The sequence below is a fragment of the Mastigocoleus testarum BC008 genome (genome assembly GCF_001456025.1).
GTDB lineage: Bacteria > Cyanobacteriota > Cyanobacteriia > Cyanobacteriales > Nostocaceae > Mastigocoleus > Mastigocoleus testarum.
The window spans coordinates 43,858-65,913 of the sequence record NZ_LMTZ01000130.1; the positions used below are offsets into that span (position 1 = coordinate 43,858).

At 38.0% G+C, this 22,056-nt stretch carries 18 protein-coding genes; 7 read left to right on the top strand and 11 right to left on the bottom strand.

Translation table 11 applies throughout. The annotated features are described in order from the left end of the window. Positions 1–72 precede the first annotated feature (72 nt). A complete protein-coding gene (locus tag BC008_RS34515) occupies positions 73–642 on the top strand; it encodes a superoxide dismutase family protein (protein ID WP_027844268.1) in 570 nt (189 codons plus the stop codon). 103 nt (positions 643–745) lie between these two features. Here BC008_RS34515 and BC008_RS49915 read toward each other — a convergent pair whose 3' ends face one another. Together BC008_RS49915 and BC008_RS34520 are read right to left on the bottom strand one after the other, a co-directional pair. Then, positions 746–913 carry a hypothetical protein gene (locus tag BC008_RS49915; protein WP_161938194.1) on the bottom strand — a complete coding sequence of 56 codons (168 nt, stop codon included), beginning with the start codon at positions 911–913 and terminating at the stop codon, positions 746–748. A gap of 501 nt (positions 914–1,414) precedes the next feature. Next, positions 1,415–3,079, bottom strand: a complete 1,665-nt coding sequence (locus tag BC008_RS34520) for a response regulator (protein ID WP_027844269.1) — start codon at positions 3,077–3,079, stop codon at positions 1,415–1,417. A gap of 972 nt (positions 3,080–4,051) precedes the next feature. Here BC008_RS34520 and msrA point away from each other — a divergent pair. Next, the gene (gene msrA, locus BC008_RS34525; protein ID WP_027844270.1) at positions 4,052–4,525 is read left to right on the top strand and encodes a peptide-methionine (S)-S-oxide reductase MsrA; all 474 of its coding nucleotides are present in this window, start codon (positions 4,052–4,054) and stop codon (positions 4,523–4,525) included. Positions 4,526–4,639: 114 nt separating this feature from the next. Here msrA and BC008_RS34530 read toward each other — a convergent pair whose 3' ends face one another. Continuing rightward, positions 4,640–5,404: a M50 family metallopeptidase gene (locus tag BC008_RS34530; protein ID WP_058184234.1), complete on the bottom strand. Its 765-nt coding sequence runs from the start codon at positions 5,402–5,404 to the stop codon at positions 4,640–4,642. Between the two features lie 305 nt (positions 5,405–5,709). On the opposite strand from BC008_RS34530, the gene BC008_RS34535 reads away from it, so the two are divergent. Next, positions 5,710–6,573: a DUF72 domain-containing protein gene (locus BC008_RS34535; protein ID WP_027846965.1), complete on the top strand. Its 864-nt coding sequence runs from the start codon at positions 5,710–5,712 to the stop codon at positions 6,571–6,573. Between the two features lie 126 nt (positions 6,574–6,699). On the opposite strand, the gene BC008_RS52285 is transcribed toward BC008_RS34535, so the two are convergent. Both BC008_RS52285 and BC008_RS34545 read right to left on the bottom strand, forming a co-directional pair. Next, positions 6,700–9,423: an expansin EXLX1 family cellulose-binding protein gene (locus BC008_RS52285; RefSeq protein ID WP_082650699.1), complete on the bottom strand. Its 2,724-nt coding sequence runs from the start codon at positions 9,421–9,423 to the stop codon at positions 6,700–6,702. Between the two features lie 775 nt (positions 9,424–10,198). Continuing rightward, entirely contained in the window at positions 10,199–10,852 is a 654-nt protein-coding gene (locus tag BC008_RS34545) for an HD domain-containing protein (RefSeq protein ID WP_027843269.1), read from the bottom strand. Between the two features lie 176 nt (positions 10,853–11,028). On the opposite strand from BC008_RS34545, the gene BC008_RS34550 reads away from it, so the two are divergent. Beyond that, the gene (locus BC008_RS34550; protein ID WP_058184237.1) at positions 11,029–12,483 is read left to right on the top strand and encodes a BamA/TamA family outer membrane protein; all 1,455 of its coding nucleotides are present in this window, start codon (positions 11,029–11,031) and stop codon (positions 12,481–12,483) included. Between the two features lie 84 nt (positions 12,484–12,567). Then, on the top strand, positions 12,568–12,786 hold the full coding sequence (gene psb35 / locus BC008_RS34555; RefSeq protein ID WP_027843268.1) for a photosystem II assembly protein Psb35: 219 nt from the start codon (positions 12,568–12,570) through the stop codon (positions 12,784–12,786). Positions 12,787–13,132: 346 nt separating this feature from the next. Here psb35 and BC008_RS34560 read toward each other — a convergent pair whose 3' ends face one another. Both BC008_RS34560 and BC008_RS34565 read right to left on the bottom strand, forming a co-directional pair. Beyond that, positions 13,133–13,558 carry a tellurite resistance TerB family protein gene (locus BC008_RS34560; RefSeq protein WP_027843267.1) on the bottom strand — a complete coding sequence of 142 codons (426 nt, stop codon included), beginning with the start codon at positions 13,556–13,558 and terminating at the stop codon, positions 13,133–13,135. A 155-nt stretch (positions 13,559–13,713) separates the two neighbouring features. Then, complete coding sequence (locus BC008_RS34565; protein ID WP_027843266.1) at positions 13,714–15,054, bottom strand: 16S rRNA (cytosine(967)-C(5))-methyltransferase; 1,341 nt, start codon at positions 15,052–15,054, stop codon at positions 13,714–13,716. 412 nt (positions 15,055–15,466) lie between these two features. On the opposite strand from BC008_RS34565, the gene BC008_RS34570 reads away from it, so the two are divergent. Then, entirely contained in the window at positions 15,467–15,700 is a 234-nt protein-coding gene (locus BC008_RS34570) for a hypothetical protein (protein WP_027843265.1), read from the top strand. A gap of 262 nt (positions 15,701–15,962) precedes the next feature. Here BC008_RS34570 and BC008_RS34575 read toward each other — a convergent pair whose 3' ends face one another. The 4 genes from BC008_RS34575 to BC008_RS52830 form a co-directional block, all read right to left on the bottom strand. After that, entirely contained in the window at positions 15,963–16,181 is a 219-nt protein-coding gene (locus BC008_RS34575) for a hypothetical protein (RefSeq protein WP_027843264.1), read from the bottom strand. A 177-nt stretch (positions 16,182–16,358) separates the two neighbouring features. Then, positions 16,359–17,471: an amidoligase family protein gene (locus BC008_RS34580; protein ID WP_036265368.1), complete on the bottom strand. Its 1,113-nt coding sequence runs from the start codon at positions 17,469–17,471 to the stop codon at positions 16,359–16,361. A gap of 628 nt (positions 17,472–18,099) precedes the next feature. Further along, positions 18,100–18,648 carry a hypothetical protein gene (locus BC008_RS34585; RefSeq protein WP_027843263.1) on the bottom strand — a complete coding sequence of 183 codons (549 nt, stop codon included), beginning with the start codon at positions 18,646–18,648 and terminating at the stop codon, positions 18,100–18,102. Positions 18,649–18,977: 329 nt separating this feature from the next. Then, positions 18,978–20,048, bottom strand: a complete 1,071-nt coding sequence (locus BC008_RS52830) for a Ycf66 family protein (protein WP_058184239.1) — start codon at positions 20,046–20,048, stop codon at positions 18,978–18,980. A 340-nt stretch (positions 20,049–20,388) separates the two neighbouring features. Between BC008_RS52830 and gndA the strand changes: the two genes are divergently transcribed. After that, on the top strand, positions 20,389–21,846 hold the full coding sequence (gene gndA / locus BC008_RS34595) for an NADP-dependent phosphogluconate dehydrogenase (RefSeq protein ID WP_027843262.1): 1,458 nt from the start codon (positions 20,389–20,391) through the stop codon (positions 21,844–21,846). Positions 21,847–22,056: the final 210 nt, after the last annotated feature.

Sequence of the window (22,056 nt, forward strand, 5' to 3'; positions counted from 1 at the left end):
ATCCTATCTTATTGCTCCCAAATCCTGCTATATATATTACCTACCTTAAAAAATGATTTTAAGTTGTCAGAAATGAAGACTTCTTGGACTAAATTAATTATTTGCTTATTTTGTATTTCTTTTGCAGCTGGTTGTGAGACTGGAACAGAAACAAAAAATCCTGAAAAAGTAGAAACAACTAAGACATCTAATAAGATTGTATTTGCAAACCTTGAACCAACCGAAGACAGTAAGGTTAGCGGTTATGTTAATTTCAAACCTGATAGTAACGGCGTGCTGATCGCCGCTCAAGTAGCAGGTTTATCTCCAGGTAAACATGGCTTCCACATTCACGAAAAAGGTGATTGTAGTGCACCCGATGGTAAATCTGCAGGTGGTCATTTCGCACCAAACGGTAATCCCCACGGTGCGCCAGATAATCCAGCAGATAAACGACATGTTGGCGATTTGGGTAATATAACCGCTGATAACTCAGGAAATGCTAAATATAACCGCGTTGACAAAGTAGTAAAACTCAGTGGTGAGAACTCAATTGTTGGTAAAGCAGTTATAGTTCATCAACAGGAAGATGATTTCAAATCCCAGCCTACGGGTAAAGCAGGTAAACGTCTTGCTTGCGGTGTAATTGAGATACAGACTTGAGATTTGATATTTTAAAATATGCCGATTAATGCCGATTACGGGTTATTCAGTAGATATTGCTGGGTGATCGGTAATTGGTAATTGGTAATTGGTAATTGGGTATTTAAGATCTTTCCACACTCCCCACTCTTGCCACACTCCTCACACTTCCCACACTTCCCACTCTTCCCACACTTCCCACACTTCCCACACTCCCCACTCTTCCCACACTTCCCACACTCCTCACACTTCCCACACTCCCCACACTCCCCACACTCCCCACTCTTCCCACACTTCCCACACTCCCTTATCACTCAATCACCTTCTCCGGAATAGAAGTATTCCCATATGGCGCTGTCGCGTCACGCAATACCTAGAGCTTTTACGGCGCAAACCGCGTCCAACCCGGTACGCTTACGCGCTTGCGCTAACGCCAATCCCCAGCCGCCAATCTCCTATAAGAAATCCTTAACAAAAATCATCTAGAATCGCACTCAAAATATTGAAAATAGTTTATAATAAAAACCCCCGACAAAATTGCCGGGGAAAAGAGAATTCATTACTTGCACAAGAACGCATGGATATATATAGGATATTTAGTTGGTGACTAAAATAGTTGCCAAAATGCCAAAAATCGAAAATCCATTTCGAATTACTCCTGCATCTTATCCATATACAAACGGAAATCCCTGTAGAGACGACCAGAATCTAAGCCAATACCGCAAGCTCTGGAATGTCTCTACATTCTTATTTCGAATTTACTACATTTCCTTAAGAAAAGATGAAGGTATCTTTACAAAAAGTTACTTAAATGTCGATGGATAAACTGAACGCAAATTGAGCCTTCACCCACACCAGAAGCAACTCGCTTGATGGAACCATGACGCACATCCCCCACAGCAAATACTCCGGGAATATTAGTTTCCAGTAAGTACGGATCGCGTTCGAGTTTCCAATTTTTGGGACAACGTCCGTTAGGCATTAGATCGGGACCAGTTAAAATAAACCCGCGTTCATCTCTTTTAACTACATCCTGAAGCCATTCAGTGCTGGGTTGAGCGCCAATGAATATAAATAAAGAATTCGCATTAACTGTTTGCTGTTCTTGAGTCAAACTATTCAGAATAGTAATCGCTTCTAAACTATTTTCACCTTTGACCTCTACAACGCTACTTTTTACTTGAACTTCAATATTAGGGGTACTTTCAATTTGATCGATCAAATATTGCGACATACTTTTAGTTAAAGACTCGCCCCGTACTAACATAATTACTTTACGAGCATATTTGGAAAAATACATCGCTGCTTGTCCGGCTGAATTTGCTCCACCAACAACATAAACATCCTCACCTTTACAAGATAAAGCTTCAGTCTGAGCAGCACCGTAATAAATACCAGCCCCAGTTAAACGGTCAATTCCTGGAACATTCAAACGTCGCCATGCTACACCCAAAGCTAGAATCACAGCATGGGAGCTTATCTCACTACCATCAGCTAATTTAATAATGCGATATTGGTCTTGAATAGAAATACCTTTTGCTTCTTGGGGTGTAAGAACCTCTACGCCAAAACGTCGTGCTTGAGTTAAAGCGCGTCTTGCTAAATCAGCACCACTCAAACCTACAGGGAACCCAAGGTAATTTTCAATTCGGGAACTAGTTCCTGCTTGTCCTCCTGGTGCTTCCCTCTCAATCATTACCGTTCGTAGACCTTCGGATGCTCCATATACTGCAGCAGCTAAACCAGCAGGACCTCCACCAATAATAATCAAATCATAAAATGGTTTTTCAGCTTGGGTTTGTAAGCCAATTTTTTCCGCAATTTGAATATTTCTTGGTTGTTGTAAAGAAGAACCATCAGGGAAAAGTACCAAAGGTAGTTTGAGTTCTTCACATTCAGCATACTTCACTAACTTTTGGGCTTCTTCGGAGACTTCAATATTCAACCATTCGTAGGGTACTTGATTTCGTGCTAAAAAATCCTTCGCCTTGTGAGAATCAGGAGACCAACGATTACCAATAACCCGAACACCTTCAAATGGAGGGATAAATCCTGCTAACCAATCATCCAGTAGATCATTAAGTACTGGATATAATCTTTCCTCAGGAGGATCCCAAGGTTTCATTAAATAGTAATCAATGCGGGTTTTGTTAATCGCACGGATTGCAGCGTCAGTATCAGCATAAGCAGTAAGTAAAGCCCGTTTCGCGTCGGGATACATTTCTACCGCATTTTCTAAAAACTCTACTCCTGACATTTGTGGCATTCTTTGATCGGCTAATAATAATGCCACAGTTTCATTACGCAGTTTGACTTTGGAAAGTGCATCTAAAGCATTTGCACCCGAGTCAGCACGGACAATTCGAAAGCGATCGCCATATTTTTGGCGCAAGTCTCGCGCGATAGCTTGTAAAACTACTGGGTCATCATCAACTGTTAAAATGACTGGCTTCGCCATGATTAATATACCTTTTGCGATCGCGATTCATTATCTTTGTGCAGCATCTCCTTAAATAGGAACAACGACAACACAGAAACGCTATACCAAAACTCTATTTACAGATTGTCTCACCTAACGTAGAACAGATGAGCAAATAGAAAATTTATCCTACATAATTGTTACTTTGAATTGCAATTAATTGAGTATTTTAACTTATTGACAAATAAAGATCATATTAATTATTCACTATTAAGAAAAAATAAGCAAAACTTAAAAGTTTTGTGTATCAACTTACCTGACACAGTTTCATGAATTATTTCAAAATCTTGCAAAATTAACAAATTTTTAGCAAGAAGTTTTATATATTTTGGTTAATATTAAACTTTACTATATAGAACTCAATATATTTAAGTAATTAAATATTAATTTTAATCAATGTTTCATTATCGGACGAAATAAAAATCATTGGATGTTCCGATGCAAAATAAAACTCGACTAGGATACGTTCTTGATACTGATTTTACTGGTACCCAACTCACTCTATAAAGTTGGTACTGGTGAAAAAATAATAAAGAAATTTTCAAATTAAATAAGTATTCATATTAATTGAAAAGATAAGGCAAGAATTTGCCCAGTTACCACTATTTGAATATCTCCAACCTAAAAGTATAGATACAAAGTAAAAATTGGCTTTTGCTCTCTGTCTATCTCCTTTAATTATGGGTTTTGCAGAAGTATGTAAATATGTTTTCGGTAAGAACCAACCAATAACATAATCCAGGAATTAATTAATTAATAAACATACATACATATGAAGAACAAAAACACTGGAAGTGGCTTATAGAAGATATTCAGAAATTAGGATTTGATAAATCTCCTACCTTTACTGACTTATCAGTTAGCAATTACCAGTCAGCAATTAGCAATTAGCAACTACGAATGGTTCAAGCTCCAAGATATGATATTTATTGAGTCCTAAATAATACAACCATGGAAAAAGCAACTTTTGGAGCAGGATGTTTTTGGGGAGTAGAAGCAGCTTTTCAGAAAATAAAAGGTGTTATTTCCACCTCTGTGGGATATATGGGCGGACATTTTGAAAACCCTTCTTATCTAGATGTGGTTTCCAGGATTACAGGACATGCAGAAGTTGCACAACTAGAGTACGACCCCAATATAGTTACTTATGATGAATTGTTAAAAATATTTTGGAATATTCATGACCCTACAAGTTTAAATCGGCAAGGTCCAGATCGAGGAGAACAATACAGGTCAGTAATTTTCTATCACATTCCCAAGCAAGCAACAATCGCAAGACAGTCAAAACAGAAAATGCAATTATCTGGGAAATATGAGCGACCAATTGTCACCGAAATTAAACCCAAAGGAGCTTATTGGTTAGCATCAGAAGAGCATCAACAGTACTTGGAAAAGAAAGCTAATTTAGAAGCAAATCAAAAGTAGTAAATATGTGAAATCAAATATGGAACATCATAATTTTGAAGATTTGTGTGTTATGAATTCCACACATAACACACTCAAAAAATCGAACTAACTTATATCAAGTGACCTTAATAGCTACTGAAAATAATTAGAGAAATAAGCAATACGAATACTTTGAACTAGGATTTCTACACACAAAAGAGTTATCATTATTCCCCAAAACCAATAGGGTAACCATAGATATCTTTCAATTTTTCCCACATCAGAAGATGGTCGCATATCAAATAAATACCAAATATTAAGAAAATTAATCATACTAAGTTGAATACCTAAAAATTGAATCATTAACTTCTGAACTTCTGGAGGTGTTCTAAATGCGATCACAAGTATGATTATTCCCCAAAAAATCATCGTCATAAATCCATATCCAAGCCATTCCCGAACCCAAACAATGGTTATGACTAATGAAAATATTCCCAGAATAATCAAAATATTATTAGTTATATTAGGATTGCGAGAAGCTAATATCAATAGACCACCAGCTAAAGCACTTCCCAGAAAACCTGCACTTGAAACTATTGCTCTACGAAATCTACCGAAAGATTGATAGTAACTCCGTGTAACACCACCACCGTTAAGAAATAGTTGTATTTTTACAGGTCTTCCGCCTAACATTAGTATTGCGATGGCATGTCCTACTTCATGGAAGAAAACACCTAAAATAAAATAAGGTCTAACAATACTTCTTCCTAATCTAAACTGCCATAATGCTAGGCTTACGACAGCAATCATAGATAACAATAAAAGTTCTTGGCGATCGGCAGAACTGAGGGTATCAATTTTTAACCATTGAACAATATCATTCCATGAATAATCTACAAATGATTTTCCTATAATCATCGTGTTGCTTAGATATTATGCTTTATATTAGATGTGATTTAGCGTGCAAATGAACCCATGTCAAGAGAAATGTTTGATAACTTGGGGCTAAATTTGGAGTAACGAGTTGGTAATTGGTAATTGGTATACGCCCGCACTGCTAACGCAGTGTTAGCAAGGCGTGACGCGTAAGCGTCATATGGTAATTGGTAATTGATGAAGAGTTAGCTTTTCCATAAACTACCCCGATTAAATCCTAGTTAACGCACATATCTGTCCATGGAAAGCTACGATAAATAAAGAATTATTGACAGGGGCATCGGATTGTGGATTTTTTTATTGGCTGTGCTGTGTGGGCTTACAAAGATTGGGTTGGTACACTCTATCCCCAAGGTACTCGTGCTGCTGATTTTCTCAAGATTTACAGTCGTCGCTTTAGCAGCGTTGAAGGTAATACTACCTTTTATGCCGTTCCCAAACAGGATACCGTAACTCGTTGGGTGCAACAAACTCCCCCAGAGTTTGAATTTTGTCTCAAATTACCCAGAGATATCACCCACAATAATTTACTTTCGCCTAAAATTCCCGATGCACTTAACTTTGTTAATAGAGTAAAACCATTAGCAGATGGAAAGCGTCTCGGACCAGTGTTTGCTCAGTTACCACCAAGTTATCCACCAACTGCGATCGACGATTTGAGAACTTTTATCGAAGCTTGGCAGCAAACTGGAGTTGAGTTAGCAATAGAAGTTCGCAATCAAAACTGGTTTGTAGAGCCCCACACTACAGAATTAACAACCTTACTAGAAAAATTTGGCGTGGGTAGAGTTTTATTGGATACCCGCCCAATTTATAATTGCGAAGATAATCCACAGTTGCATTCCGAACGTAAAAAACCCCAACTTCCGGTCGACTTCAGCGTGACCGCACCTTTCAGCCTGATTCGATTTATTTCCCACCCTAATTTACCAGAAAATCAATCTTATATGGAGGAATGGGCAATCTATATTAAAAAATGGTTAGAGGAAGAAAAACGCATATATTTATTTATTCATTGTCCTCAAGAAGAATATTCTCCCAGAAATGCCCGTCATTTTCACGAAATTTTAGGAAAGACCGGAATTCAAATACCGCCCTTACCAAGTTGGAACGATCAAGACACATCTCCGAAACAATTAAGTTTGTGGTGAAATTGACTGCACCAAAAGTAAAAGGTGGAAGATAGACATTTTTCTACATCTATCCACCACCAATATTTAAATGACTAATGACTTATGTTTGAAAGCTTCAAAGGTCAACCCAAGAGTTAAAACTAACTAGACCATGGGTGTTGGGAATGGGTCTGTAGGGAACTGGACCTGACCAACAACATCCTGTCCACCGACAGCAGGCTCAAATGTGTCCATGATGCTTTGTCCTAATGTGTTAGTTATTCGGAAGGTATGTTCTCCCACACCAACACCATCGCTATCAACAAAAAAGTTATAAGGTTTGCGCTCAAGCTCAGACCAGTTACCGTTAGCTTCTTGCATTTCTACTTTAGAAATCGGAGCATTAGAATCACGAATTTGTATTGCAGTCCAATACTCGTTTGTACTTCCTTCCTTAGAATGGTATGTAATTGGGTCTGTACTTTGAGGATTTACCAAATGCCAACTTATGGGAATACGACCATCAATTGGGTTACCAATCAACTCAAACGCTTCAGGACTTAGATCCAGGTCACCAGGCTTACATTCAGGACATTCATCCACAATTTTGACAACGATTGGGTCGGCTCCTTCAGCTTGCTTAGGTCCAGATACCTCTACATAAGCACCACAAGCTTCCGAATTATCGTATTGTTCATGGTTCATTGCAGCAACCATTAATGGTTCCCCTGGTTTTACAGGATCAAAGCTACAATGTCCTCCTCCAGTTGCACCATAAAAAGTTCCATCACCTTCATATTCGGTACCGGCTTGGATTTTTGAATCTGTAACACCCGTAATTGGGTCAACTCCACCACCAGTACCGCCACCTACTGGGTCAGTTGGATTATCAGTACCACCACCTACTGGGTCTGTTGGGTTGTCAGTACCGCCACCTACTGGGTCAGTTGGGTTGTCAGTTCCACCACCTACTGGGTCAGTTGGGTTGTCAGTTCCACCACCTACTGGGTCAGTTGGGTTACCGCCAGTTGCTACTCCATTGAGTTCCACATTACCCAATTCCAACTGCATATTATCAGAATTGCTGCCATTGAAACCAAACTCAATTGATTGACCTGGTGCGATCATGCCATTCCAGTCGGCATTTTTTATTACGTATTTGTTTCCTTCGTGGCTTTCAATATTACCATTCCAAAGATTTTTGATTTCGAAGGGAGCTTTAAATTCTAACTCCCAACCATTCATAGGTTTATCGCTGTTGTTTGTAAGCTTAATATTTCCTGTGAAGCCATCATTCCATTCGTTGGCTACAGAAAATTTGACATCTCCACCTATTGGATCGGTTGGGTTCCCACCACCATCGGGGTTCCCACCACCATCAGGATTTCCACCACCATCGGGGTTCCCACCCCCATCGGGATTTCCACCCCCATCGGGATTTCCACCCCCATCGGGATTTCCACCACCACCGACTGGATCGGTTGGATTACTAGTTCCATCAAGGTTGACACCAGGAATTTTGGTTAATGCTTCTCCACCAAACTCCTTAGTCATCCTTGCAAGAGCACCAGTCAAACCTGCATTGTAGTCTAAGGCGACTTCATTAGCTACATAGTCAGTACGCTCATCTTTGTAAGCATTATCATCTGCTGAAGAAGGACCACCAACTAGTGCTCCGTATAAGGTGTATTTGTTGGGATCGGGATTACCAATATTAGTTGTACCAGATGCTGCTCGATGATGGGGATTCTGGGGAGAATTCTTACCAAAACCCACCATGTAGCTGGAATCTCTAGGATTATCTCCTAAAATATAATTAACTTGACTTTCAGCAAAGTCGGTATATTTTCCACTTTTATCGTTTACTGTGTCCCCATATACACCTGCCAAAAAGGCTGTATTTGCTGCATAGCGTAGGGAACCCCATTGGTCTAACCAGGCTAAACCACCTTCAGTTTTTTTGATCCCACCGTTAGAATCTGACCAATTGTCTAACCAGGCTTCTACATCTTGTTTATATTTAGTTTTACCCGTTTCTTGGGCTAGCAGAATACCGGTACCATAAGCTTTGTCATCCCAGTTTTGCGTCCAACCGCTATTTATACCGTTATAATAACTTTCTGCTTTATCTAAGTATTTACTGTCACTATCACCAGCAGCTTTAACAGCTTTGTGTAACCAAGCTGCTCCCCAAGCAAGTTCATCTTTGTAACCGCTCCAAGAATTATAGAAAGCACTAGCATCTTGGATTGAATTAGTGTAAGCACCTTGATATTTATCAGCAAACTCATAAAGCTGCTTAGCTTTATCTAAGAGTTTGTCAGCATAAGCATCATCAGTACCACGAAAAGCTATAGATGCAGAAGCTAACGCTGCAGCACTTTCTCCTGTTAAATCTGAACCGGGATTTTGCGCATCCACTTTAAATGCTGGACGAGCCATTGTCATGTCCTCGGGTGCTCCCCAGTAACCATGATCGGCTTGACCACTACCTACTTGACCCCAAAAAACATCATCTTTTGTGGTTGCAGTTCCTTTATCGTCGTAGGCTTTGAGAAGATAATCTGTTCCCCATTTGATGTTATCGAGGGTTTCATCGAGTTGACCAACTTTTTTGTAACCATCACGATACTCATTGACACCCCAACTGAGCATGGTCATTGAAGCAGCCATGGGAAACCCAAATTTCACATGATCTCCCGCATCGTAATATCCCCCCGTTAGATCGCGACCCACATCTGCTCCGTCTTTGAGAGCAGAATCATCACGCCAAGGAATAGGATTATCATTAGGTAGATCGCCGGAACGCTGGGCTACATAGAATAAATTAGACTTTTGTAGAGCTTCGCCATAGTTGAATTTAGGTTTGGTCTGAGTTTTATTCATCATTTAGTTTCCAATTATCTGGTTTTCAATTCTCAAAGTTTCAAACAAAATTGCTCGGAGCTTGTAATTTAGTGGCTATAACTGAGTTTGGTACTCTGAAAGTCGTGATGAAGCGTATCGTTGTACATAAACACTAAAAACAGCGACATTGACTGGGAACGTAGGGTTTCAGTCACACAAAAGCATGAATAAAGAAGTTCTACAGAGACATTTCAAATTAACGTCTCTACAATGGAGCAAGAATGATAGTGGAAAAGTTTATATGTAGCTAAACCTACCCTTAACAACTGGTTAGTAGTAAGTGAAAATCATTAGATCTTCTAGATAAGTAATAGGTATGAGATGCTAGATTTTTCTCAAACCTTAAGAAAAGGGATTAGTGTCAGCGAACTCTAATCCCAAATAAAACAAGAGCTTGCATAAACCCTAGACAAATAAGAATTACGTCAATGGTACGGATGAAAAGTGACAAAAATGGGTGCCAAAAGTGATAAAAAGGTGACAATTAATTTGAAGTGGGTAATCGAATATTACATTTGGCTGTAAGACTTATTTGTAAAAAGTAATTCTTATGACTGAATAATAATACCAGTTATTTTCTTGAATAAGATATCATTTCAATATTTTTATTATCCTGAGATTGCTTCGGTGAAAGAGTTATACATAAAACTCACCAATCAAAGAATTAAGTATCATTAACTACTTAATATTTGTATTTGAATTGATGAGTAAAATAAGTAACAGCACAAACCAATGTGCTCATGTGACTAGAAATTTCCTAAATAGAAAAATTTATCGTGTCAGTCCTCAATTCTGCAGTTAAATTACTACGCGCAGATTGTTCTAGCTTTTCAAACATTGCATCCGTATAGTAAATACGTTTCCGTTGCAAAAATTGTTCCAAAAATCTTCGTCTACCGTTCTGATAATCCCGATCTGAAACCCAAGCATATTCCTGACGAACATTTTTCGCGTATGTAAGGTATTGTTGAACCGGAGAACCTAAAATAGCTAAATCTGCATCTAACAAAATTTGACTGTCAATATCATTTATATCGGCTTGGTGAAGTTTTGTGCTTAAGATGAGGCTATTTACATTAGCAATGGTATTTGAATCAATTTCTAATGACTTCATTAAATTAGTAGCATACATTGCACTTTTTTCTTCATTATCTTGAGCTTTAGAATCGTAAACAACATCATGAAACCACGCTGCAAGCTCGACAGAGGTTAATTGATTAGTTAAATTTTCCAAAATTTTAATTGTTTCTAGAACGTGAAAAATATGCTGCAAATCATGATAGTAACGCCCTGTTTGAGAATATTCTTTGGCTATTAAAGCAAAAGTATTTTCAGTTATTTTTGTGGATTTAATTTCAAGTTGTAAAAGTAAACTACACCATTTACTAAATAAATCTTCTAAGGCTGGCATAATCTATAATTTTTCTGTTTTCGGATATATTTTACAAATCTTTCTTTGGATACTGAAATAAATAAAAATGAAGTTAAAATCACTATATTTTATAGTTATAAATTCTATACTAACGACAAACTAGTGATGATAAGTGATAATAGAAAAATAAGAAAACAATAATTTACAAATAAAAAATGAAAAATTATATAGATAACAGTTTACAAATGCGATTTAAAATTATTCTCGTTTTTATTTTTGGTTTTTTGTTATGTGAATCCATAACGAACAAAGCAAAAGGTAATGAAGTAAATATACCTCAAGAATACTTTGAAAGACTTGAAGAAGATTCCAAAATAATTAAAAATATTCAAATTAAATTTGTAAATACAGATGGTTTAACAAAGGATAAAAAAGGTCAACCAATAACAGGGCGTACTCAAAAAGATTTTATTATTGATAATCTAATATTAAAGACTGGCGATCGCTTCAGTGAAAAGCTATTAAAAACAGATTTAAGGCGTCTGCGTAAGTTCGAGTCGTTCGATCAAGTTAAAGTTTCCCTTCAAGAAGACGAGACAGGAGTAAAGATTACTTTCTTTCTTAAAGAAAGCAGTACTCCTTCTTGGATGTTTGGGGGTGGAAATAGTGGAGATATTGGAATTTACGGTCAAATTGGTTATCGAGATGTAAATATCAATGGTCTTAATGATAAACTGAAAACCGAGTTACAAGTCAGTGGAAAAGATATTCAATTTAACGGCGAATTTACCAAGCGTTACAGTTTAGGAAAACCAAACCATTTGGGTTACAGAATAGCAGCTTTTCGTCAGCGAAACTTTTCCGAGACTTTTAGCGATGATATTAGACTGCAGGATGGTAGTACAGCACGGGAAGGAAGATTTGGCGCTTCAGTAGCTTTATTACGTTCTTTCAATGATTGGGATGGGGCTTTAGGTTTGAACTACAGCAGAATCAGCTTGCGTAATAGTGATTATCAGGTTGCGCGGGTTGATAGTACCAATAGTCCCCTATCTGTGAGCGGTACGGGAATTGATGATTTAGTTACTTTATCTTTGCAAGTAACACAAGATAAACGCGATCGCCGGGATTATCCCACCCAAGGGTCTATATTATCTTTGAGTACCGAACAAGCAATTCCCATTGGCTTGGGTAAAATCAAAAGTAACCGTTTGCGGGCGAATTATATCCGTTATTTACCGATAAAATTTATTGGCAGTCGTGGTTCTAGTAAAAACACTGAAATGTTAGCAGTAAACTTGCAGACTGGTACCATTATCGGTACGTTTTCCCCTGCTGATTCCTTTAATCTTGGTGGTCTTAACTCTGTCAGGGGTTATGACAATGGAAAAGTTGCAAGTGCTCGCAGTTATGGTCTAGCTTCAGTTGAATATCGTTTTCCAATTTTCAGATCTGTTGGAGGAGTTGTATTTACAGACTTTGCTACCGATTTTGGTTCCAGTGGAAGTGTTTTAGGGGAACCGGGAGTTAAACGGGGTAAACCTGGAAGTGGTTTTGGTTATGGTGTTGGTTTGCGCGTACTATCTCCTTTTGGACTGCTGAGGGGAGATTTAGGGATCAATGATGAAGGGGATATGAGATTTGAGGTGACTACAGGTCAAAGGTTTTGATTTTAGGAGGTGCTCTCAGTAAATGGTAGGCTATTTTTATAGCATTATTAAGTACTGTTAAGTTTTTCGAGGAGAAAATCTCAAATGCATTTACTAATGGAAGTCGCAACAAATACTGGACATAACTTCCCCCTTGCTTTTACTGCTGTATATGTAGTTGGTTTTATTGCTGCTGTAGGTATTGGGTCAATTGCTTGGTACAATTCCAAACGTCCTGCAGGTTGGGAAAGTAAAGACCGTCCAGACTTTGTACCTAAAGTTGAAACAGATGATAAAAGCAGCGTCAGCGAACCAAAATCTTAAATTCTAAGATATGAAGTTTTGAGATCCTAAGCTTTAAGATCTGAACTTTAAGACCAAGTTTTAAGACCAAGTTTTAAAACCAAATTTTGAGAAAAAGTTTTGATTGGGAACAAATTTTGTGTTTTGTCACTATAAGTTTGTCGCTATAAGATTGTGCTTATTAGAACAAAACTCATCTCAAAACATCCAATGATTCCTTTATTTGCCAAGTTCTTGTTGCTGCTTTGTTGTAAATACAACATCGCATGCAGATTTAGAAAAGGAAAAGGTATCGGAGATGTTGTAAATAGGTCAGTAGGGGCAAAGTAAATACGATTTACTAAGCCCCAAATAAAAAAAATCAGATTCAGCGATTAACTTCTACCCAACTACGGTATAGTTTCTGAATTTGTTTGAGAATCGCATTAAAACCAGCTTCACTTGAACTACTAGTATCAGATAATTGTTGCAGTTTAGCCAAAAACTTTGCTTCCTCGGTCGCAACTTCTCCGTCACTATAAATTAAACCACTGATCGCTTGAAGTAGATTTTGATAATCTTCAGCAGTGGGGGAGTCACCTAAATACTCTTTGATCCACTGGTAACATTCCGCTGGCTTGACCGTCACTAATTCATACAGCCAAGGTTTGATTTCTGGGTCAGATTCTATTCCTTGTTCTTGAGCTATTTTGCGAATATATTGCCTCTCTTGTGGCTGAATTATGCCATCAATCCAGGCAGCTCCCATCAGAATTTTAACTAATTGTTTGACGTTGGTGGAATTAGCAGCCATAACTACCTCCTATGGTAGTAATGTGTCCATTTGAGATTGAACGGCACAATGGGGATTAGGGATTATAGGGATTAGAAATTGGCGACTAGGGATTGGAAATTGGAAATCAAGAAAAAATACTCATTACCCATTACCAATTAGCCATTACCAATTACCTAACTATTACTTTTTCTTAGGCGTGTCATAAAAAACCCATCCATATTGTTTTCGTGTGGCAATACTTTCAAGTACCCCTGTGATGTATTGTACCTAGTTCCCAGTTCTTCCAAGCGCGAATATTCAATTTTCCAGTTTGGATTTTTGTTGAGAAAAGCTTCAATAATATTTTCATTCTCCCGTGGATGAAGGGTACAAGTCGCATAAACTAATACTCCTCCATCTTTCACAACTGTTGCTACATGGGATAGTAATTCTTGTTGAAGTTGTGACAATTCATTCACAGAAATGGGAGTTTGTCGCCAACGAGCATCAGCATGACGGTGTAAAGTACCCAAACCCGAACAGGGTACATCCAATAAAACTCGATCAGCAGAATTCTCTAACTGGGTTAAATTACGACTATCTACAGTTATTGTCTCAATAGATTTAAAACCCAGACGCCGGACATTTTCCTGAAATTTGCGTAATCGAGAAGCAGTGCGATCGCACGCCCAAATTTTGCCGCGATCGCCCATCAATTCAGCGATATGAGTAGTTTTTCCTCCAGGTGCAGCACAAGCATCTACAATTACTTCTCCGGGTTGGGGATCTAACAAATGACTGACTAACTGAGCGCTAGCATCTTGAACTGTCCACCAACCTTCTTGAAAACCAGGTAATTTTTGAATCGATCCCGTGCGACCCATTAATCGTAATGCTTGTGGTGTATCCACAAGGGGTTGAGATAAAACATCTACGGATTGAAAAGCAGCTTCAACTTCTTCTAAACTAGTTTTCAGTGGATTAACCCGTATATCAATAGTTGGTGTTTGGTTCATCCATCTGCACAATTGCTCTGTTTCTAGATCGCCAAACTGTTCTACCCATACTTTCACAATCCAATCAGGAAAACTGTGTAAAGTTCCTAAACGTTTAATTGTTTCCTGTGGTAGTTGCAAAGGATCTTCTTTTTCTGCAAGTCTGGCATATTGACGCAGTAAGCCATTTACAAATCCTGATAGCCCCTTAAAGCCATTATCTTTAGCTAAAGCAACGGTTGTATTTACTGCTGCTGAAGTGGGGATTTTTAGTTGATAGCGCAACTGATACAGACCTAAATGTAAAATTGTGCGCAGATCTGGAGGTTGTTTATGAGATTTTTTGGTAGCTAATTGGTCAATTAGAGCATCTAAGGTTCGTTGTCTTCTAACGCTACCGTAAACTAATTCTGTCATTAGACGCCGGTCATTGTCGCTTAAACTGGCTTTTTTTAATACTCTATCTAAAGCAACATCAGCATAAGCCCCTTTGTGAACTTCTTTTAGGGCAAAAAATGCTAATTGACGGGCGTTAAGCATGTGAGTCAAATTTTGAATATAAAAGTGTGGGTTTCGTTACAATAAAACTATTTGGGAAATTATTGTATGGATTATCTGCTAAATTAAATTAACTTTAACCCAAGAATACACTTTTTATTTAAGAACGCACTTAAATTTCCGATATCAGAGCAAGATACAGTGTAGATAAAAATAAAGTTTAGATTTCAGCAAGGAAGTCCCCTAGGAATAGCTTTTGATTCAGATTATCTTGGTATCAAGTTTGGAGTATTACAAATAGCTAATTTTCCTGCAAAATTATATAACCTTTGTGCTTATGGTTTAATTTAATTCTATGTAATAATAACCACATAAAAAATAAATTATTTCCAAGAACGAATCAGTTAAAGTAGTATTATTTTTTACTTTTATTCAAATTCACTGAGGCGAGATCGTGCCAACAAATTTAATTTTATTAACTGCTGCATTAATTTCTGCCTGGTTTATCTTTAGAGCTTTAATTAATGTATTCAAAACTTTTCTCAGTACAGCAGTTGCTGTTTTTGTAATCATTATTCTTTTAAATGCTTTTGGCTTTACACCCGAAGATCTAATTAGAGAGATTACTAATTTACCAGAAACTTTGGGTAATTTTATTGAACAGGTTAGAACCCAGTTAAGCCTTTAGCTAATAAAGATTTATACTCAAACAACTTAAATAAGTTTTAAATAAATAAGTTTTGAAAGTCTGCCAAACAAAAATATCCCACCGTAGCCGTTAATTATAATTTAAAATCTCAATGGTTAACAACTTTAGGGAGTGCGAATCAATCAAGTATTCCATTTTGTTGCAGATCGCTAGATTGTGAAAGCACAGCGCGGCTTCAACACAGTTATTGCTATGGGATCTTTTAATATTTGATATTTACAGTGGTTTCAAAGTCCCAAAATTAAGATTTGGGATATGGATCTCCTGGTTTTGTCCCTGGAGGTACGGGACTTAAAACAACAGGACCAAATTCACCTGGAAGTATCATATCTGTCCAACCAACCATCCGTTCATCATCACCTAAGAAAACCAACGAACCACCGTTAATGTTTTGAATCTCATCATCTGTAAGATTTTCAGAAAAAAAGTCTGCAAAACCATCTTGGGGAAATTCTTGCATAAAAATCAGCCTCAAATTTGAAAAGTAACTCGCTGGATCGCATCTTGCTTTCAGCTAGCTTGATTTCAAGCGCTTAACCCCTTCCCACTAAAATATCATACGACGGGAGATAAATAAAATATATGAAGTTTTCGTGTAGATACTTGAATGGGATCGGTAGTTATTTATTACAAAAACCTAAGATACTTTTGCCGCACGAGATAACCAAAGGATACGTAACTCTTCAGACATAGGTAAGGATAATAAAAATTCTTTTACAGTAACCAAATCCCATTGCAAGAGTGTTGCTGGTGATATTTTCTCCATTGAGATAACATAATTGAGTACAGCTTCAATCAACATTGCTGACTCTAAAATCGGCTTCGATTCGAGCCAGACAGGAAATATACGCACCTCAAAAGTGTGTTTGCCAGGAATATGATGAATTAAATTTTTCAGGTTAAAGTCACAATATTTTGTTAGCTGAAGTTTAGTGAGTCTGGTTTGAGCTTCTTCCCAACTCAACTCTCTAAAGTCAGATTCATTTACCATTTCCAATAAATCATAATCCCAAACTCCCAGCCTTCTACATTGGGGATTAGTTCCTACTAACTGTTTTAAAATTTCTCCATAAGTCCACAATATATTAACCAAATTTGCAAAAATTCTTGCAGAACACAAAGCTTTACCATCAAAGTGTATATGAGTTGCCCCTTCACGAGGAATTGTGAATCCAAGAGAACGTGCTATTTCCAGAAGTGGTTCCAAGTACTGGAAATGATCTTTGCTGATGGGTGGGGTAATTAATTCACAAGGACGTTCTCGTTCTCCCGGAAGTGGTGCAGCGATCGCAATTGGGTTACCTGTATTATCAGCGACTCTAATCATTCCCTCTGGCCCAGTCTCGGTATCGGTACCGAACAAAGCTGCGATTGGCTTTAGGACTTGATTTAGTGAAAATAACGCATCAGACTGGCAACTAACAAGTTGAAGTAATCTCGTATCATCACTCACAATTCTATACCATCCCGGTTGTGGTTTTTGAGCTTTGTCTAAATCATCTTGTAAAGTCAAATCGTCAACACAACGAGCAATTAAATTTCCTTGTGGATAAAAAACCTCAAATCCCAAAGTAAGATTTTGAAATACTTGCGTTCCTGGAACCTGACTTGGTTCGGATTGTGGATAAAAAATACGATGCACCGAACCATTATATTTTTCAGCAATGGATTCTGCTAAGTCTTTTCTACTTAGCCCCATTGGTGCCATTAATTCTATTTCAAGACCAATTTTCCAGTTCAACTCAGACATAGATTCAAAATACACCCTAATAGACAGCAAGGTCAGCAAAATTACAGTTTTTTTACAGAGGTTTTGCACTGTAAATTCCCTACAAGTACTGTCACCTCCACAAACAATTTTGTCAGAGTGACCAGGAGAAGTTATGTTATCTCAACCGTATAATGGTGTCATCTAACTTATGAATATCAGCAGATTAAAACAATAGTTTTTGTACTCAGTATTCCTTAAGGAATCCAAATAGCAGATGACCTGACATTATATTGGCGATAGTTACATTTTGACGCTCGAACATCCTATAAAATGTAATATGGAATCGCTTTTAAGTTCTTTATATTACCTATTCTCTTAAAGCTTCCTATTTTTTACACTTGTCTATTCTTCATCTGGGCAGTCTTCGATCACATTACAACATCTACCCTGGGACATATTAACCCCAACTCCAGGATAGTTTGACAGGAAATGGTGGTGCGAGGTTTAACTGATATCTCCTATCTTGACGAAATACTAAATACAAAACCTAAATCAATTTATTAGATCTATTTTGCTTGGATACTTAGCTGTTGAATTAGAGATAGATGAAATTACAAATTAAAATACAGCCAAACCACAATGCCCACACAATCAATTTATTTACTATTTATTGACGAGCAAATCGTAACGCTTCTTCAATAATTTCGTCATTACCCATAATTAGATTACGCTCGATGCGAAGTTTAGCATCAAGTGGCGTGCGATCGCCCCAAAATTTAGCAAGGTCTGATGCATCTTGGTAATTATATTTAGATTCTGAGTAAAATCTATAAGGATTGCGGTTCAAAGAAGATCTTGTTGACCCCAGAGCTTGAACTCTTGCATCGACCAAAAATTGTTCGAGAATCGCAACAGCTCTTCCTCCTGCCATAATTTTTCTACCGATGCGTGCTTTAGATTGGTCTATGGACTGTCCCCAATAATCTGCAAGAACGCGTGCGTCCCAATAATCATAACCACTTCTAAAGAATGCATTAATCTCTTTTTTTCTATCTCTCTTAGCAATTAGGTTGTAGTTACTTTGGTGTTGAATGTTCCACTGAGAGGATCTATCAATTTGAGTGACTGATTGAGCTAAAACCGTATCGACTGAAGCTGCAATCGAAGCAATAAAAACACTGACTGATAGTAATAAAAACTTTAAGTTATATTTCATACTTAAATTCCTTCTTGATTTTGCTTGGAGCCAGTTTATATTTGAGTACTAAAGATTAGTTGAACTCAATTTTGAGCTTGTTGGAGGGATACTAAACCTCTACTAAGTCCACAAATACATCTTTACTGTTTAATACAGTTATATTGTTATATTTTTCCGAAAATTCCAATCCAGAACATTCAGACTTAAAAGATTGCAACAAATAAACCCGATTTCTCGAAGAAACCGGGTAATTTGCATATTAATCCAGTTTTTTAATCTATCAACCAGGAAAAATAAATTCCTTAGAAATGATTGATATTTGCAGCAAAGATTTAAGAAGAAAGTTGTTAGAAGCTCGGATAATCAGGTCGCCTTTTTTCAGGCGATCTATCTTCAGGATCGATCTGAATAAAAGTAGCTTCTTCCATATCGTCGTCTATTTGTTCCAACCAACTTGGCGTATCTTTAGTCACTTTACCTTCTGAATTCTTCACCTCCTTACCACCAGGAGTTGTAATAGTAAACTCAGTTGTATCAATAACCTCGGACTCTTTTTTTGCCTCTGTATTTTCTAACTTTGCATTTTCGACTTCTTTTTCTACTTGCGGTTCATAAATGGTAGTTTCTACAGACTCCTCTAAAGTGTTTGTAGTTGCTGGAGGTTCTGGTGTTTCAACTTCCTCTGTATCAGGAGTTACGATTGTAAACCCAATATTATTAGGAGGTTTTAGCTCGTTTGTTATCTCGGTTGTTTCCGGTTCTACTTTTTCAGTAGTAGTTTTTTCTGTTTCCTCATATGTTGTAAAGCCTACATCAGGCTCAGAACTAGTAACTTCTACTTTTTCTTCAGTTGGATTAGCGATCTGTTCTGAGGGAGGTTCAACTTTAACTTCAGCAACTTCTGCCACTTTAGGGGCTTCAGTTGAATTTTCAGCATTTTCAGCATCAGCTATTGCATCAATAGCTGCTTTATCTAAAGTTGTTGATTCAGTCCCACTTGCAGTAACATTTTGCTTTTGCTCTATTTCAGCTTTTTTGGCAGAGAATGTACTAGTAATTGTACTTACTAACTGAGTTAACTTTTCTGATATCGAGAGTTTTTCAAATTGTTCTTGAATGTTAGTTTGTAGCGCTCCCATAGAGGGAACGGGAGTTTTTTGTCCTTCTGGTGTCAACTGGCGGCGTAATTCCAAAGTTTGCCAACCAAACCAACCGAGAAGAGCCACACTAGCCAAGTGACCCAAAAATAAACCGCCAGTAATACGACCCGAAAACACCCAGAGCATTAGCGCGTAAAAAAGTCCTACACCACTCCAGATAAAATCTTTCTTGCGGTGGATTTCTGGAATAAAGAAAGCCACTAGATACAGGGCGATGCTACCAATAGCGACCGCCAATGCCAGGAAATGTGCCAGCATTTTCTGGTTACTCCTTAATATGTCTTACGACTGGGGCATTGGACTGAAAGGTGTCAATTAATAGATCGCGAAGTTGTTAAATTATTGACAAATTATTGACTATTCGCCATCTATAATTTTGTTCCCTTATTCGCCATTCCCCATCCCTATGTTAGATATTTCAATTTGACATATTTTGCAAGCGGATTATAAGAGAAGAAACAAATTAAAAATTTTTATTTGTGTAAATCCTATTTTTTGGTAATTTCTGTCAAGTCTTAATGTCTTCTTTATGAGCGAACTGAATTTCTCGGACTACCCTAAAAAATGAAAGGATATGCAAGAGTTAGCCAAAAAATTTATGACACAACAAAGCTTTGGTGTGATTGGATTAGCTGTTATGGGAGAAAATATCGCTCTAAACGTAGAGCGTAATGGTTTTCCCATCGCTGTTTACAATCGCTCTCGTGAGAAAACAGATGCTTTCATGGCTTCTCGTGCTGGAGGAAGAAACGTAAAAGCCGCGTTTGATTTAAAAGAATTTGTCGGATCCTTGGAACGTCCCCGCAAAATTTTGGTAATGGTAAAAGCTGGTAGACCAGTAGATGCGGTTATTGAACAGTTAAAACCATTGTTAGATGAGGGTGACATTATCATCGATGGTGGCAACTCTTTGTATGAAGATACTGAAAGACGCACCCGCGAGCTCGAGCCCCAAGGTTTTAGATTTATTGGCATGGGTGTCAGTGGTGGTGAAGAAGGAGCCCTGAACGGTCCCTCATTGATGCCTGGAGGCACGGAAAGCTCCTATGAGTACCTTTCACCCATTTTGACCAAAATCGCCGCTCAGGTGGACGATGGCCCTTGTGTTGCTTACTGTGGTCCTGGTGGTGCAGGACATTATGTCAAGATGGTTCACAATGGTATCGAGTATGGTGATATGCAATTAATTGCAGAAGCATATGACCTACTCAAAAATCTTGGCGGTTTGGATCACAAGCAATTACACGAAGTTTTTGCTGAATGGAACACTACAGACGAATTAAATTCGTTTTTAATTGAAATTACAGCCGACATCTTCCCCTACATCGATGAAGGTACTGGTTTACCATTAGTAGATCTAATTCTTGATGCTGCTGGACAAAAAGGAACTGGTCGTTGGACCGCAGTAAACGCTTTAGAATTAGGTGTTGCCATTCCTACCATTGGTGCAGCAGTAAATGCTCGGATTATGTCATCCTACAAACAAGAGCGAGTTGCAGCATCTAAAGAACTTTCTGGTCCTAATGGTAAGTATCAAGGGCAGACTAAAGAATTCATCAAGATGGTAAGGGATGCCCTTTACTGCTCGAAGATTTGTTCCTACGCTCAAGGAATGGCTTTACTTGCTAAAGCTTCTGAAGAATACAATTACAACTTGAATCTGGGCGAAATGGCACGGATCTGGAAAGGAGGTTGTATTATTCGGGCTGGATTCTTGAATAAGATCAAGAAAGCTTTTGACGAGAATTCTTCACTCGCAAACCTATTGTTAGCTCCTGAATTTAAGCAAACAATTCTTGACAGACAAAATTCTTGGCGCGAAGTTGTTTCTACCGCAGCTAAACTAGGAATTCCTGTTCCTGCATTTAGTGCTTCCTTAGATTACTTCGATAGCTATCGACGCGAGCGCCTACCTCAGAACCTCACCCAGGCTCAACGCGATTACTTTGGCGCACATACCTACTTGCGTACAGATAAAGAAGGAGTTTTCCACACCGAGTGGGTACCCATCGCTGAAGCGACCGTCAGCGATAAAAGTGTTGTGAAAATGGACTAGTCATAAGCAAAGCTTATAACTGCCCGTATTGGCATTAAAGTTAGACGGCACTGCTCTATCCGCACACTTGTGTGCGGAAAAAATCAAAACCCCAACTAAGCTAACACCTCAGTTGGGGTATTTCGTTAATAAATTAAATTACCTATCTACAGCGAAGCGAACCATTATTGTTTGTTGACCGACTTTTACTAACGTAACGCTGCCCTAACG

Coding starts and splice junctions, on each gene's coding strand:
- BC008_RS34565 (WP_027843266.1), bottom strand. CDS start 15,054: ATGCTTAACGCCCGTCAATTAGCATTTTTTGCCCTAAAAGAAGTTCAC.
- BC008_RS52285 (WP_082650699.1), bottom strand. CDS start 9,423: ATGATGAATAAAACTCAGACCAAACCTAAATTCAACTATGGCGAAGCT.
- BC008_RS34585 (WP_027843263.1), bottom strand. CDS start 18,648: ATGAAATATAACTTAAAGTTTTTATTACTATCAGTCAGTGTTTTTATT.
- BC008_RS34550 (WP_058184237.1), top strand. CDS start 11,029: ATGAAAAATTATATAGATAACAGTTTACAAATGCGATTTAAAATTATT.
- BC008_RS34530 (WP_058184234.1), bottom strand. CDS start 5,404: ATGATTATAGGAAAATCATTTGTAGATTATTCATGGAATGATATTGTT.
- gndA (WP_027843262.1), top strand. CDS start 20,389: ATGACACAACAAAGCTTTGGTGTGATTGGATTAGCTGTTATGGGAGAA.
- BC008_RS34515 (WP_027844268.1), top strand. CDS start 73: ATGAAGACTTCTTGGACTAAATTAATTATTTGCTTATTTTGTATTTCT.
- BC008_RS34560 (WP_027843267.1), bottom strand. CDS start 13,558: ATGGCTGCTAATTCCACCAACGTCAAACAATTAGTTAAAATTCTGATG.
- BC008_RS34580 (WP_036265368.1), bottom strand. CDS start 17,471: ATGTCTGAGTTGAACTGGAAAATTGGTCTTGAAATAGAATTAATGGCA.
- BC008_RS34575 (WP_027843264.1), bottom strand. CDS start 16,181: ATGCAAGAATTTCCCCAAGATGGTTTTGCAGACTTTTTTTCTGAAAAT.
- BC008_RS52830 (WP_058184239.1), bottom strand. CDS start 20,048: ATGCTGGCACATTTCCTGGCATTGGCGGTCGCTATTGGTAGCATCGCC.
- BC008_RS34520 (WP_027844269.1), bottom strand. CDS start 3,079: ATGGCGAAGCCAGTCATTTTAACAGTTGATGATGACCCAGTAGTTTTA.
- BC008_RS34545 (WP_027843269.1), bottom strand. CDS start 10,852: ATGCCAGCCTTAGAAGATTTATTTAGTAAATGGTGTAGTTTACTTTTA.
- msrA (WP_027844270.1), top strand. CDS start 4,052: ATGGAAAAAGCAACTTTTGGAGCAGGATGTTTTTGGGGAGTAGAAGCA.
- psb35 (WP_027843268.1), top strand. CDS start 12,568: ATGCATTTACTAATGGAAGTCGCAACAAATACTGGACATAACTTCCCC.